The following is a 13,320-nucleotide window of genomic DNA, read 5'->3' on the forward strand; positions in this document are numbered from 1 at the left end:
CTTTATTTGTTTAACAGGTGAAGAAAGTATTAAGAATGTATATGCGCCATCAGGGATTCGAACCCTGGACACCCGGATTAAGAGTCCGATGCTCTAGCCATCTGAGCTAATGGCGCTAACATATAAGTTATCAACTCATATGTTAGCCCTGTCTATTTTGTTTGTCAATATGGATTTTTGGTCTAATCAACTCCGGTTGACAAATAAATCAAATAGGTATATGATATGACTATAAGTCATATGACTAAAAGTCATATCATGAAAAAGGAGAATGGTTATGGCATATAATTATTTTAGCTATTTGTGTTTTGGATGGGCTTTTGTTGGAATTGTTACAAGAATTTTAATGATTGTATTTGGAGAACGGTGGAACAGGTGGGAGATGGAACGTGCCTACACACAGAAGAAACCTATCTGGGTTATAGTGATATCTATAATAAGTGTAATCGTAGTCGTTTTTACATGGTATCAAGTATTTAATCTGGAGGTTGCTTACAGTTGGATTATAGCCATGCTAACAACATTAACCTTAGTCAAGATTGCCATACTAACATTTAACTACGATCAATTTAGAGTATTTGCATCAAATACACTGAATAACCCTGAAAAGAAGATGCTCCTTAATTCAATAGTATTTGTATTGTCACTCGTATTTATAGTTTTGGGTATATTTGTTTACTAGGTAGAAAACTTAGTCTGACACTTTTAGCTTGTTCGACTTGATATTCGTTAGGAGAAAAAAATGCCAAAATCAACGTTTTTAAATCTTTCGCCTGAAAAAAGGGATAGAATCATAGAAGGTGCTAAAGTAGCCTATACAAAAAAACACTATAATGAAGTTACGGTGGATTCTATAGTGGCGCATGCTGATATTCCAAAAGGCAGCTTCTATCAATACTTTGAAAATAAAGATGATTTATATAAATATATCTTTCAAGATCTTGGTCTTAAGAAAAGTGACATGCTTCTTGAGGAAATAAGAGACAATACCCACATAACGTTTCTAGAGTTAATAGTAAAACTGGTATTGAGTGGGGAACGATTTGAAGAACAAGACATAATGATGAAGAATTTAAAAGAACGTTTTCTGAAGGAATGCCCCCAAGAAGTTAAGCAGGATATATTAAAAGAGCTTACACCACAGACCGTGAATTTATTTAAGAAAATCATACAAAGTTTTGTGGATCGAGGCGTCTTTAGAGAAGATCTTGATGTAAATATGGGCGCACATCTCTTTACCGCAGTTATAATGAACGTAGAAGCCATCCTTATGATTGAAGGGGTGAGTTATAAAGAAATCATAGAAAGAATATGTGATGTTTTAGAATTAGGCATGATAAAGTCTTAGATAAATAAAAGTCATCTATAATTGAAATTCATTTTTGATTTGTTCCTAATAAGATGCTTTATCGTAAAAAAAGTATTGATGAGATGGAGGTTATTCATATGGAGGTTCAAATTGTTCACCTTGGGTTGATGGATTATAAAAAAGTGTATGATCTGCAGAAGATGGCACTAGGATTACGTCAGAAAAATCTTATTAGCGATACTTTATTATTGGTTGAACATGATTCTGTGATTACATCAGGTATACGAGGGGCAAGAGATCATATTCTTGTTACGAATCATTTCCTAAAAGATATGCATGTACCTGTCTATGAAATTAGACGAGGTGGTGATGTCACCTATCATGGACCGGGCCAGATTGTAGGGTACCCTATTATAGACTTAAAAAACCATGGTAAGAACATTCGAAGCTTTGTCAGGAGTATTGAAGAAATATTTATTAGATTGTTAAATGACCACTATAATATAGTAGCAAATAGAGATTCGCTTCATCCGGGTGTTTGGGTGGAAGACAATAAAATAACAGCCGTAGGTTTTGAGATTAAAAGATGGGTCAGCATGCATGGTTTTGCCTTTAATGTGAATACAAAAATGTACGAATTTGATTGGATTATTCCTTGCGGGATAAAGGAAAAAGGTGTTACTTCTTTACAACAAATAATCGGTAGAGCAGAAGACGAGAATCAGATAAGGGAATGGATCATCCATTATTTTTCCGAAATATTTAAAGTAAAGACACACAATATGGATAAACAAGAGTTTTTAGCAAGCATTGAAAAACTGCTTTTGGATAACATGTGAAAGTTCAACTATATAGTTTTGACGCCTTAACCAAACATCTAAATTAAAAAATTTTATAAATAAAAAAATTAGTCATTATAAACCATGTAAGACAATTAAAATAACAAATATATGGGATAATACACAATGACAGTTGATAAGGACTATCACTATCCGTAGATTTGTCAAAAGAAGAGAAAAAACATCTAGCTAAGTAACAATTACTTCCTGTTTTCAGCATGAAAGAATTCTTGCAATAAATAATAATGCTTGAAATTGATGGAAAACTATGGTAGATTATACAAATATTATATCAACGACAAAGATGACCTACCGATGACTTACAAATATTTTCCCCAAAAAAGCGTAAGACATCCTATCATTATTAAATCAGTTTAAACGGTTATAACACTTAAGACAATAGAGTCTTGGAACATCCTACCAAGTGATTGGTAAGATGGTCTAAGGCTCTATTGTGCGTTACAGGAACTGATTTATAGTTGTTGCATAATAGAAAAAGAGGTTAATACCGAATCCTAATGTAGTAATGAAACTTACGAATCAATCCAATTTTAAACAAGAAATGAAAGGGTGACTATTATGAGACAAATAGCGATTTATGGAAAAGGTGGTATTGGTAAATCTACCACAACACAAAACTTAACAGCAGCATTGGCAGAAATGGGAAAAGAGATTATGATTGTGGGTTGTGATCCCAAAGCAGATTCAACTAGACTCATTCTTAACGGTCTAGCACAACAAACCGTGCTGGATACTTTAAGAGAAGAAGGGGAAGATATTGAACTAGAAAACATATTAAAACCAGGGTATGGCGGTATTAGATGCGTTGAATCTGGAGGACCGGAGCCTGGTGTTGGATGTGCCGGACGTGGTATTATCACTTCAATTAATATGCTTGAGCAATTAGGGGCCTATGAAGATGATCTGGATTATGTGTTTTACGATGTACTGGGGGACGTTGTATGTGGTGGGTTTGCAATGCCGATTAGAGAAGGTAAAGCAGAAGAAATATATATTGTTGCATCTGGCGAGATGATGGCGATGTATGCGGCTAATAATATAGCAAAAGGTATATTAAAATTTGCAGACTCAGGTGGAACGAGACTGGGCGGTATTATATGTAACTCTAGAAAAGTAGACAATGAACTTGAAATGTTAACAGCCTTTGCCAAAGAACTTGGAACACAACTTATTCATTTTGTACCCAGAGACAATATGGTGCAACATGCTGAAATTAATAAAAAAACAGTTATTGACCATGATCCAACCCATGCTCAAGCAGAAGAATATAGAGTTCTGGCAAGAGCCATTGATGAAAATAAGATGTTTGTAATTCCAAAACCCATGTCACAAGAACGACTTGAAGAAATACTTATGGAACATGGTTTACTCGGCGTATAAGAAAAGAGAAATAAATCCAGCCGGCAAGCATAGAATTTATTTCCCTTTATCAATTGGATGGCTAAAGCCATCTGTGAGCAGTGCTCATTTATAGTATATCAAATTAATCTTAATGTGTAAAACGAATCTAAGGAGGCTATAACGATGAAAATGATCAGAGCAATTGTCAGACCGGAAAAAGCAGGTTTTGTGTTAGACGAATTAAGTGATGCCGGATATCCGGCGGTTACAAAGATAGATGTAGTTGGACGTGGAAAACAAAGAGGTGTCAAAGTGGGTAACATTCATTACGATGAGTTACCTAAAGAGCTACTCATGATGGTGGTAGAAGATCAGGCAGTGGATGAAATCATCAGAATCATCTCAAAAAGTGCAAGAACAGGCGATGGTACCTATGGTGATGGTAAGATTTTTGTATCAGAAATGGAAGAAGCGTACACAATCAGCAGTGGCACATCAGGACTATAGGAGGTAGCGTATGAAAGAAGTTATGGCAGTCATAAGAATGAATATGATCAACGACACAAAAAAAGCACTTTCAGAGGCTGGATTTCCTTCAATCACCTGTCGTAAGGTTTATGGACGGGGGAAAAAGAAAGTGAATTTTGCACTTATTGAAGATTTAATTGACGGATTACCTGTTGAAGAGCCGGCCGTTATAGAAGCAATATCAGAGAACTATCGACTGATTGCAAAAAGACTTTTAACAATGATTGTTGAGGATTCAGAGGTACAAAAGATCGTAGACATAATAATCGAAACGAATCAAACAGGGAATATGGGTGATGGGCGTATTTTTGTTTCTCATATAAGTGATGTTATTCGAATCAGAACAGATGAAGTTGGCGCACTTGCACTTTAGAAAGGAGTGAAATCCATGTCAGAATCAAAAAAATTGGTAGATAAGGTATTAGACATATACCCTGCTAAAGTTATGAAGAATAGAAAAAGTCATATGGTCATAAAAGATGCATCAGTAAAACAAGAAATAGCAGCAAATACACGAGCGATACCTGGAATCATCACCAATAGAGGTTGTGCTTATGCAGGTTGTAAAGGTGTTGTTATTGGCCCAATCGTAGATATGGTTCATATTGTACACGGCCCCGTTGGCTGTTCCTATTATGCATGGGGTACAAGGCGTAACAAGGGAAAAGCAAGAGAAGGTGGCCAGAATTTCTTAGAATATGCATTTACAACAGATATGCAGGAAAGTGACATTGTGTTTGGTGGTGAGAAGAAGCTTAGAGCAGCCATTGATGAAGCCGTAGAACTGTTTCATCCCAAAGCAATATCCATATCTGCAACCTGTCCGGTAGGACTAATTGGTGATGATATTCATGCTATAGCAAGAGATAAGTCCAAAGAGCATGGATTGAAGATCTTAGCCTTTAGCTGTGAAGGTTATAAAGGTGTGAGTCAATCCGCAGGTCATCATATCGCTAACAATAAGTTAATGACAGATGTTATAGGTACAATCGACACACCGGCAAAGGAATTTTCCATCAACTTACTTGGTGAATACAACATAGGTGGAGATGAGTGGGAGATTGCCAGAGTACTTACAAAAATAGGCTATAACATTATATCAACCATGACAGGTAACGGTGCCATTGATGAAATTGCCAACGCACACAAAGCGGATTTGAACGTTATACAATGTCATAGATCCATTAACTATGTGGCAGAAATGGTTGAAACCAAATACGGACTGCCATGGATCAAGGTTAACTTTATCGGCGTCGAAGGTTTTTCAAAAGCACTCCGAGATATGGCCAAATATTTTGATGATCCGGCACTAACAGCTAGAACAGAAGCGGTTATAGCTGAAGAAACTACCAGTATTGAAGAAGAAATGGCAGGCTACAAAGCATTGCTAGACGGAAAAACAGCGGTTCTTTTTGTAGGTGGTTCTAGGGCCCACCATTATCAAGGCTTACTCAGAGAGATTGGTATTGAGACAATCGTGGCCGGATATGAATTTGGGCACCGAGATGATTACGAAGGTAGAGATGTTATACCATATATTAAAGTAGACGCAGACAGTCGTAACATTGAAGAAATTCATGTAGAAAAAGATGAGAAAAAATACTCGCTCAGAATACCGGCTTCAAGAGCAGAGCAACTTAAAAAAGAGATTCCATGGGCATCCTATGATGGCTTGTTGTCAGAGATGAAAGATGGCACCTTAGTTATTGATGACTTGAATCATATTGAAACGGAACAAATCATAAAAATCTTAAAGCCTGAGTTCTTTGGATCAGGGATCAAAGATAAGTACATGGTACAAAAAATGGGTGTTTATGCGAAGCAAATGCATTCCTATGATTATTCCGGACCTTATGCAGGGTACCAAGGCGCTGTTAATTTTTCAAGAGACGTTGCAGCAGGGATATTAACGCCTGCATGGAAATACATAACGGCACCATGGTATAAAGAGCCATTGCTAAGTGGCAAAGTGGAAGGAGTTGAACAAGTATGTTAGATGAAACCAAAGGTTTATATAAAAAAAGAACAGGTCTAAAAATCAACCCGGCAAAAACATGTCAACCAATAGGTGCTATGTACGCTGCTCTAGGTATTCACAAATGCTTGCCCCATAGTCATGGATCACAAGGCTGTTGTTCTTATCATCGTATGCATTTAACGAGGCACTATAGAGATCCAATAGTAGCATCAACCAGTTCATTTACAGAAGGTGCCTGTGTATTCGGAGGTAAATCCAACCTAAAGAAAGGTCTTGAAAATGTTTTTCATATATATAATCCGGATGTGGTCGCAGTCAATACAACCTGTTTATCGGAGACGATCGGAGACGACGTAGGTGAGATTATCAAATCCACGGATGTTCCCGAAGGGAAAACAGTAATCTTTGCCAACACACCAAGTTATGCAGGGTCTCATGTGACAGGCTTTTCCAATATGTGTAAAGCCATGGTCACCCATGTATCTGAGAAAAAAGAAGGCAAAAAAGCAAAAGGCATTAACATCTTACCGGGCTATGTAGAACCCAGTGACATGATGGAGATTAAGAGAATAGCCACATTGTTAAACGTTCCTTTTACAATGTTCCCGGATACAAGTAATGTTGTCGCAACACCCAACACAGGTAACTATAGCATGTATCCGGAGGGTGGAACCACCATTAAGGAAATCAGAAGAGCAGGCAATGCCATTGCAACCGTAGCCCTTGGTAGCTTCTCATCTGAAGCAGCAGCTTATGAACTTGAGAAAAAATGTGAAGTCGTCCCCTATATCATGAAAGAACCAATCGGTATCAAAGCAACAGATGCTTTCATTATGAAACTACTGGAATTAAACGGTGGAAATATGGATGCTTCATTAGAGTTTGAGCGGGGCCAATTGGTAGACGTTATGGTGGATGTTCACAATCATTATCATGGTAAAAAAGTTGCTCTCTTCGGAGATCCGGATATCTTGATTGCCATGACAGAATTTGTTATTGATCTTGGCATGATTCCCACCCTTGTGCTGACAGGCACACCCGGTAAGGCATTTGTGGCAGAGATTCAAGATATGTTTGACCAAGCGGGACTTGCAGAGAGTCAGGTGATGATCGAAGAAGATTTATTTACCTTCCATCAATTGATAAAAGCCTCACCTGTAGATCTAATTATTGGGAATACCTATGGTAAATACATAGCACGTGCAGAACAAGTGCCGCTTGTGCGTATGGGATGGCCCATTCTTGACCGAGTCGGCCACAGTTACTTCCCGGTTGTTGGTTATAAAGGTGCACTAAGAATCATAGAAAAAATAACAACAGCCTTATTGGATCACTACGATCAGACATGCGAAGAAGAAGATTTTGAACTGGTTATGTAAGCACTAAAACATTGGGTGATTTCAAATAGAAATCACCCAATAAATTAAACCATGAAGATAAGGAGGCGCCATATGAATCAGAAATCAACAATCATTGTAGATCATAGAGAAAACCAAGTGCTGGTCAACGACAAACAGAAAAATCAGGCCATCGCTTGTGATACCCATTCGGTTTCAGGGGTTGTCAGCCAGAGGGCTTGTGTTTATTGTGGTGCTAGGGTGGTTTTGAACCCGATTACAGACGCTGCCCATATCGTTCATGGACCAATAGGATGTGCTTCATATACATGGGATATTAGAGGCAGTTTAAGCTCAGATAGTGAGTTGTTTCGTACCAGTTTTTCTACAGATTTAAGAGAACATGACATTATTTTTGGTGGTGAGAAAAAGCTGATAGCAGCCATTGATGAGATTGTGATTCGAGAAAAGCCGAAGGCAGTATTCATTTACTCCACTTGTGTGGTAGGTGTCATTGGAGATGATGTCAAAGCCATAGCAAAAAAAGCAGAGATTAAACATGGTATTCGGGTCATCCCCGTTCACTCATCCGGATTTTCTGGAAGCAAAAAAGACGGTTATAAAGCTGCTTGTCATGCCATATTAGACTTAATGGGACCTGAAAAAGCAGAAGTCAAAACACCCCATAGTCTGAATTTCTTAGGGGATTTTAACTTGGCAGCGGAGGCATGGATTATAAGAGATTACCTTGAAACTATAGGACTAGAACTTAAAACAGTCATAACAGGCGATGCAACCATAGAGTCACTAAGAGCGGCGAAATCAGCAACTTTGAATGTAGTCCAATGTGCCGGCTCCATGACCTATTTAGCCAAACAAATGAAAATGAATTATGACATTCCTTTTGAGAATATAAGATTTTTCGGCATCAAGGATACCATTAGATCTCTTAGAAAAATCGTGTTTTCTATAGGAACAGAGGAACATCTAAAACGATTTGAAACATTGGTGGCCCAAAAAGAGGCCTATTATCAACCTATGGTAGAAGCTTATAAAAGAAAATTAATCGGCAAAAAAGTCGCACTGTATGTTGGCGGTGGTTTTAAAGCCATATCACTTATAGAACAATTTTCGGATTTAGGCATCCAGACGGTACTGGTAGGGACACAAACAGGCTCAAAAGAAGAATATGAGCAATTTAGAAAACTAACAGGGGAAGGGACAGTAATCTTAGATGATACCAACCCGACTGAACTGGAACATTTTATTAAAGAAGCAGGCGCTCATATATTGGTAGGTGGCGTTAAGGAAAGACCGCTGGCTTATAAGCTGGGTGTTTCCTTCATCGATCACAACCATGAGAGAAAGCATCCCTTGTGTGGTTTTGAAGGGGCACTTAATTTTGCAATGGAAGTGGATGCTACCGTTAATTCACCGGTTTGGGATATTGTGAAAACATTCAAGACTCATAATGAAACTAAAACTAAGCAAGCCAATAAAGTGAAGCCATTTGATGTTATAGATCTCACTATAGAAGGAGGCGTCCTATGATAAAAGTGATAGAACCTAACACAGACAATGTGACGATAAAAGCTGTAAAAGCATTAATGACAGAAATTCATAGAGATGATGCCAAGGATAGAAACAAGGATAGAAACTATGTAAATATGCAAGTGAACCCATGTAAGATGTGTATGCCTATGGGCGGTGCCTTGGCGCTAAAAGGTGTTAAGAATGCCATGACCATTATTCACGGATCTCAAGGATGTTCCACTTACATAAGAAGGCATATGGCTGCCCATTATAATGAACCTATTGATATAGCATCGTCCTCTCTTTCAGAGGAAGGGACGGTCTATGGCGGTTCTAAGAATCTGAAGATTGGTTTTCGCAATCTTGTGAATATGTATCAACCGGAAGTGGTTGGTGTATTAACCACTTGCTTGGCAGAGACCATAGGCGATGACATTGAACGTATCGTAAGAGAAGTCAGAGATACGGGAGAATTTGAGGGGATTGATATTATACCAATACCGACACCTGGGTATGGCGGCTCCCAAACCGAAGGTTATTTTGACACCATAAAAGCATTGATGGCCTATTTTGTTAAGAAACCGGTGCATGTTGGAAAAGTACTGGAAGAAGCATTAGAACCACTAGAACCATTTATAAACATCATCCTCTCCGATGCCACATGTGAAGATGTTAGAGAAATCAAACGTATGGTTGAGCTATTTGGCGTAAAGGCAATATTCATACCGGATATTTCGGATGCACTGGATGCCCCTTTTACCAATCATTATAACAAGCTATCAGAGGAAGGTATATCAAGAGAGGAACTAAAAAAAGTAATCTATGCAAAGGCAACCATAGAGCTTGGTGACCTCGTTGGGCCCAACCATTCCCCGGCTTTGTTCTTGGAAGAAGAGTTTGGTGTAAAAGCCTATCGTCTGCCACTACCCATAGGTATAAACAACACCGATTGTTTAGTTCATGCACTGGCAGAAGTTTTGGATACAGACATTCCAAAAGCCCTTGAAGTTGAACGTGGTCGTTTGATGGATGGTATGATTGATGCCCATAAGCACAGCGCAACAGGTGACATAGCTGTATTTGGAGATATGAACTTAGTGATGGGCATAGCCGGTCTTGTTCTTGAAAACGGTATGCATCTAAAGCTTGCAGCAACTGGCTCTATGAGCAAACGGTTTAAGGAACAGCTAGAATCCAAACTGGATCAGTATCATCAAAAAGCTGAGATACTTCAAGACACGGATTATGAGACCATTCGTGAAGTCATTCAACAAGAAGGTGTCAACCTCATGATGGGACCCTCAGATGGGAAATTTATATGGGAAAAAGACCATGTTGATTTTATTCGAGTGGGATTCCCGGTACATGATCATGTAGGCGCACAGCGAAAAAATCTAATGGGGTATAAGGGTTCCCTAATATTCTTAGATGAGATTACCAACCATTTATTAGATCAAAAACATAAAGGCTATCGTGACCGGATGTATCAGACTTACTATCCCAAAAAAGAAAGCCATAAACCCATACAAGCCGATGAAGCGGTAAGATAAAGGAGGTAGATTTATGAAGAATCTCTTAGGCACCATAAGATTAAAGGACCATAACTCAGATATAACAATAGATAAGAACGAGAAGCATCCGTGTTTTACAGCAAAAGCTCATGATTTTGCACGTATGCACTTACCGGTAGCCCCCAAATGCAACATTCAATGTAATTATTGTCATCGTAAGTATGACTGTAACAATGAAAGTCGTCCCGGCGTTACCTCGGACATATTAACACCCAAAGAAGCACTACACAAATATATAGAAATCAAAAAGAAGATGCCCAACCTATCTGTGGTGGGTATCGCCGGACCTGGTGATGCACTGGCCAATTGGGAGAATACAAAAGAAACACTTCGTTATATAAGGGCCTATGATCAAGATGTTGTCTTTTGCTTATCTACCAATGGTTTAAAACTGAGGAAATATGCAGACCAGCTGATCGAACTGGGCGTGACACATATTACTGTAACCATCAATACCGTCTATGAAGATGTTGCAGCCAAGATCTACAAATACATACGCTACGATGGTAAGAAATATTTTGGTGTTGAAGGGGCGAGACTTCTTTTAAAAGAACAATGGGCAGGCGTTGCTTACTTAGAAGACAAGGATGTTTTGACAAAAGTTAATATTGTTTATCTCAAAGGCATCAACGATGACCACATAGATAAAATCGTAGAAAAAGCGGAGGCTATGGGCGCCAGTGTTACCAACATTATGGGTCATATACCTGTCGCTGATACACCTTTTGAAGTCCTTGAGCAAGCAACAAAAGAAGAAATCACTCAAGTAAGGCTAGATAATATGGGCACATTACCACAGATGCTACACTGTAACCAATGTAGGGCAGACGCAGTCGGTAAAATTGGCGGATGTCGCAGTGTAAGTTAAGTAGGAGACAAAACTATGATAGAAAATAGATTAATAATTATCGACACAACCTTAAGAGATGGGGAACAATCAGCTGGTGTTGCTTTTAGCCATAAAGAAAAAATGACCATCGCAAAAAAATTAGATGGTCTTGGTGTCGATATGATTGAAGCAGGCATTCCTGTCATGGGTAAGTCAGAACAGAAAGTCATCTACGAGATGCTGTCAGCCAATCTGCGCGCAGATATTCTGACATGGAATCGAATGTGTATCAAAGACATTGAAGCAACACGGGTTACAGGTGCGACACACGCACACATATCTGTTCCTGTATCGGATATACAGATTAGGCACAAACTCAGAACAACCCGAACAGAACTTATAACTGCCTATAAAAAAGTACTGGATTTTGCACGGTCACATGAACTTGAAGTCTCAATCGGTGCAGAAGATGCGTCTAGGGCAGATGAAGTATTCTTGGCTCATATCTATACCATTGCCATATCCTATGGTGTTAAGCGCATACGCTATGCAGATACCTTAAGTGTGCTGGATCCATTTTCAGCTTATGAGAGAATACAACAACTTACCAAGAGATTGGCACAACATTTTAATATAACACCTAGCGTATTATCCCAGACGCTAGGGATAGATTTTCATGGTCACAATGACTTTGGGCTAGGTACGGCCAATGCACTAGGAGCTTTCAAAGCAGGTGCAAGAATTATAAGCTGTAGCGTAAACGGCCTTGGAGAAAGAGCCGGAAATACACCACTTGAGGAAATTGTTGTGGCACTGAGTCATATGGAAAGATCTGTTACTTCTATAGATATGAAAAAGATGATGGAAGTCTCAAAGCTTGTTGAACTGTATTCTGGTCGAACCCTTCAAGTCAGCAAACCTATCGTAGGGGACATGGTTTTTTCTCATGAGGCAGGTATACATGTGGACGGGCTTATAAAAGACCGTCGCAACTATACGTATCTTGATCCGGCCATTTTGGGTAGAGAGCATCAAATGATCATGGGCAAGCACTTTGGTAAATATAAACGAATAAATTAAGAGAGAACAGGTTCCTTAACTAATTTTTGCGCAAAGACAACGGCCCCTTCAATCTCATCTTTGTTGGGATGGCCCATAGCTTTGAATAAAAAGCCACCTTGGCATAGATATTCCTCAGGTTCAACGTTGATGCCGGTGTCCACTAATGTCTGACGAAGAGAGCCTTGTGCACTATTTCTTGTGGACGAGGTGATAAGGGCGACTTTTTTTATAAGCGTTGGGGATAGATTTTTTACATAATTTAGAAGTTCAGGCTTAGCTTCACCACTATAGATACCACTGACGATGAGTAGCAAATCACAGTTAGGTATGATAGGGTCATCCTTCAAATCATGGGCTTTGGTATCCAAATTTTTTGCGATTGCGTGGGCAATCTTTTTGCTGTGTCCGGTCATGGTTGCATATAGTACTTGAGTTTTCATAATTCTTCCTCCTTCATAGTAGAAAGCGTCGTATAGATCTTTTGCTGTGCTAGGTTAAGTGTTGCGATTTCTTCTTTTGTTAGGGTGCCAAACATGGTGTTTACAAAATTCTGGGTATAAGAACGATTTTCTTCTTCCCATTCCTGACACTTAGGTGTAGCAGCAATGCGTAAGGCACGACGGTCTTTGAGATCCTTCTCAATACGTACAAAGCCTTTTTTTTCTAGCTTTAGAACCAACTGCTTAATATTTTGGTGGGAGCTGTCACACATTGCGGCAAGTTCTTTTAACGTAGGTGGATCATCAAACATACCAAGCATCATGAGAACAAACCATTGTTTAGCCGTTAAGTCTGTAGCATTTTGATCCATCACATTCTGTAGCCGATTAGACAGTAGAAAAATATTGCCGAAAACAAGATAGCGTGGATCCATATTCTCTAAATCATACATGGAAGTCTCCTTTGAGTAATATATTACCTAATAAAGGTATTATATTACCTTTATTTAATTTTGTCAACTCGTATTTAACA

At 38.8% G+C, this 13,320-nt stretch carries 14 protein-coding genes and 1 tRNA gene; 12 read left to right on the forward strand and 3 right to left on the reverse strand.

Annotation, left to right across the window (positions count from 1 at the left end; genetic code table 11):
* Positions 1–42: 42 nt before the first annotated feature.
* Positions 43–116 (reverse strand) — tRNA-Lys (locus P0N36_RS05395).
* 161 nt (positions 117–277) lie between these two features.
* Between P0N36_RS05395 and P0N36_RS05400 the strand changes: the two genes are divergently transcribed.
* The 12 genes from P0N36_RS05400 to P0N36_RS05455 all read left to right on the forward strand — a co-directional run bounded on the left by P0N36_RS05400 (position 278) and on the right by P0N36_RS05455 (position 12,366).
* On the forward strand, positions 278–682 hold the full coding sequence (locus P0N36_RS05400) for a hypothetical protein (RefSeq protein WP_275841817.1): 405 nt from the start codon (positions 278–280) through the stop codon (positions 680–682).
* A gap of 60 nt (positions 683–742) precedes the next feature.
* On the forward strand, positions 743–1,348 hold the full coding sequence (locus P0N36_RS05405) for a TetR/AcrR family transcriptional regulator (protein WP_275841818.1): 606 nt from the start codon (positions 743–745) through the stop codon (positions 1,346–1,348).
* Between the two features lie 83 nt (positions 1,349–1,431).
* Positions 1,432–2,148, forward strand: a complete 717-nt coding sequence (gene lipB, locus P0N36_RS05410; RefSeq protein ID WP_275841871.1) for a lipoyl(octanoyl) transferase LipB — start codon at positions 1,432–1,434, stop codon at positions 2,146–2,148.
* A gap of 579 nt (positions 2,149–2,727) precedes the next feature.
* Positions 2,728–3,549: a nitrogenase iron protein gene (nifH, locus tag P0N36_RS05415; RefSeq protein WP_275841819.1), complete on the forward strand. Its 822-nt coding sequence runs from the start codon at positions 2,728–2,730 to the stop codon at positions 3,547–3,549.
* A 144-nt stretch (positions 3,550–3,693) separates the two neighbouring features.
* On the forward strand, positions 3,694–4,017 hold the full coding sequence (locus P0N36_RS05420; protein WP_275841820.1) for a P-II family nitrogen regulator: 324 nt from the start codon (positions 3,694–3,696) through the stop codon (positions 4,015–4,017).
* Between the two features lie 10 nt (positions 4,018–4,027).
* Positions 4,028–4,411: a P-II family nitrogen regulator gene (locus P0N36_RS05425; protein ID WP_275841821.1), complete on the forward strand. Its 384-nt coding sequence runs from the start codon at positions 4,028–4,030 to the stop codon at positions 4,409–4,411.
* Positions 4,412–4,426: 15 nt separating this feature from the next.
* Positions 4,427–6,034 (forward strand): nitrogenase molybdenum-iron protein alpha chain, encoded by a 1,608-nt coding sequence (gene nifD, locus P0N36_RS05430; protein ID WP_275841822.1) that lies wholly within the window; start codon positions 4,427–4,429, stop codon positions 6,032–6,034.
* Positions 6,028–7,395, forward strand: a complete 1,368-nt coding sequence (nifK, locus tag P0N36_RS05435; protein WP_275841823.1) for a nitrogenase molybdenum-iron protein subunit beta — start codon at positions 6,028–6,030, stop codon at positions 7,393–7,395. The genes nifD and nifK overlap by 7 nt, the downstream gene beginning before the upstream one ends.
* A 72-nt stretch (positions 7,396–7,467) precedes the next feature.
* On the forward strand, positions 7,468–8,904 hold the full coding sequence (gene nifE / locus P0N36_RS05440) for a nitrogenase iron-molybdenum cofactor biosynthesis protein NifE (protein WP_275841824.1): 1,437 nt from the start codon (positions 7,468–7,470) through the stop codon (positions 8,902–8,904).
* Complete coding sequence (locus tag P0N36_RS05445) at positions 8,901–10,436, forward strand: nitrogenase component 1 (protein WP_275841825.1); 1,536 nt, start codon at positions 8,901–8,903, stop codon at positions 10,434–10,436. Before nifE ends, P0N36_RS05445 begins: the two co-directional genes overlap by 4 nt.
* Before the next feature lie 13 nt (positions 10,437–10,449).
* Entirely contained in the window at positions 10,450–11,325 is an 876-nt protein-coding gene (locus P0N36_RS05450) for a radical SAM protein (RefSeq protein ID WP_275841826.1), read from the forward strand.
* A 15-nt stretch (positions 11,326–11,340) separates the two neighbouring features.
* Positions 11,341–12,366 (forward strand): homocitrate synthase/isopropylmalate synthase family protein, encoded by a 1,026-nt coding sequence (locus tag P0N36_RS05455; protein WP_275841827.1) that lies wholly within the window; start codon positions 11,341–11,343, stop codon positions 12,364–12,366.
* Here P0N36_RS05455 and P0N36_RS05460 read toward each other — a convergent pair.
* Complete coding sequence (locus tag P0N36_RS05460; protein ID WP_275841828.1) at positions 12,363–12,788, reverse strand: flavodoxin domain-containing protein; 426 nt, start codon at positions 12,786–12,788, stop codon at positions 12,363–12,365. The two genes, P0N36_RS05455 and P0N36_RS05460, sit on opposite strands and share 4 nt — an antisense overlap.
* The gene (locus P0N36_RS05465) at positions 12,785–13,240 is read right to left on the reverse strand and encodes a MarR family winged helix-turn-helix transcriptional regulator (protein ID WP_275841829.1); all 456 of its coding nucleotides are present in this window, start codon (positions 13,238–13,240) and stop codon (positions 12,785–12,787) included. The genes P0N36_RS05460 and P0N36_RS05465 overlap by 4 nt, the downstream gene beginning before the upstream one ends.
* Between the last annotated feature and the right edge of the window lie 80 nt (positions 13,241–13,320).

This window comes from Petrocella sp. FN5 (assembly GCF_029210395.1).
Classification (GTDB): Bacteria; Bacillota; Clostridia; order Lachnospirales; family Vallitaleaceae; genus Petrocella.

What these genes read in the sequence shown, in the direction of transcription:
- P0N36_RS05455 (WP_275841827.1), top strand. Translation starts at nt 11,341, where the DNA reads ATGATAGAAAATAGATTAATAATTATCGACACAACCTTAAGAGATGGG.
- nifH (WP_275841819.1), top strand. Translation starts at nt 2,728, where the DNA reads ATGAGACAAATAGCGATTTATGGAAAAGGTGGTATTGGTAAATCTACC.
- lipB (WP_275841871.1), top strand. Translation starts at nt 1,432, where the DNA reads ATGGAGGTTATTCATATGGAGGTTCAAATTGTTCACCTTGGGTTGATG.
- P0N36_RS05405 (WP_275841818.1), top strand. Translation starts at nt 743, where the DNA reads ATGCCAAAATCAACGTTTTTAAATCTTTCGCCTGAAAAAAGGGATAGA.
- nifD (WP_275841822.1), top strand. Translation starts at nt 4,427, where the DNA reads ATGTCAGAATCAAAAAAATTGGTAGATAAGGTATTAGACATATACCCT.
- P0N36_RS05445 (WP_275841825.1), top strand. Translation starts at nt 8,901, where the DNA reads ATGATAAAAGTGATAGAACCTAACACAGACAATGTGACGATAAAAGCT.
- P0N36_RS05460 (WP_275841828.1), bottom strand. Translation starts at nt 12,788, where the DNA reads ATGAAAACTCAAGTACTATATGCAACCATGACCGGACACAGCAAAAAG.
- P0N36_RS05400 (WP_275841817.1), top strand. Translation starts at nt 278, where the DNA reads ATGGCATATAATTATTTTAGCTATTTGTGTTTTGGATGGGCTTTTGTT.
- P0N36_RS05450 (WP_275841826.1), top strand. Translation starts at nt 10,450, where the DNA reads ATGAAGAATCTCTTAGGCACCATAAGATTAAAGGACCATAACTCAGAT.
- nifE (WP_275841824.1), top strand. Translation starts at nt 7,468, where the DNA reads ATGAATCAGAAATCAACAATCATTGTAGATCATAGAGAAAACCAAGTG.
- P0N36_RS05425 (WP_275841821.1), top strand. Translation starts at nt 4,028, where the DNA reads ATGAAAGAAGTTATGGCAGTCATAAGAATGAATATGATCAACGACACA.
- P0N36_RS05465 (WP_275841829.1), bottom strand. Translation starts at nt 13,240, where the DNA reads ATGTATGATTTAGAGAATATGGATCCACGCTATCTTGTTTTCGGCAAT.
- P0N36_RS05420 (WP_275841820.1), top strand. Translation starts at nt 3,694, where the DNA reads ATGAAAATGATCAGAGCAATTGTCAGACCGGAAAAAGCAGGTTTTGTG.
- nifK (WP_275841823.1), top strand. Translation starts at nt 6,028, where the DNA reads ATGTTAGATGAAACCAAAGGTTTATATAAAAAAAGAACAGGTCTAAAA.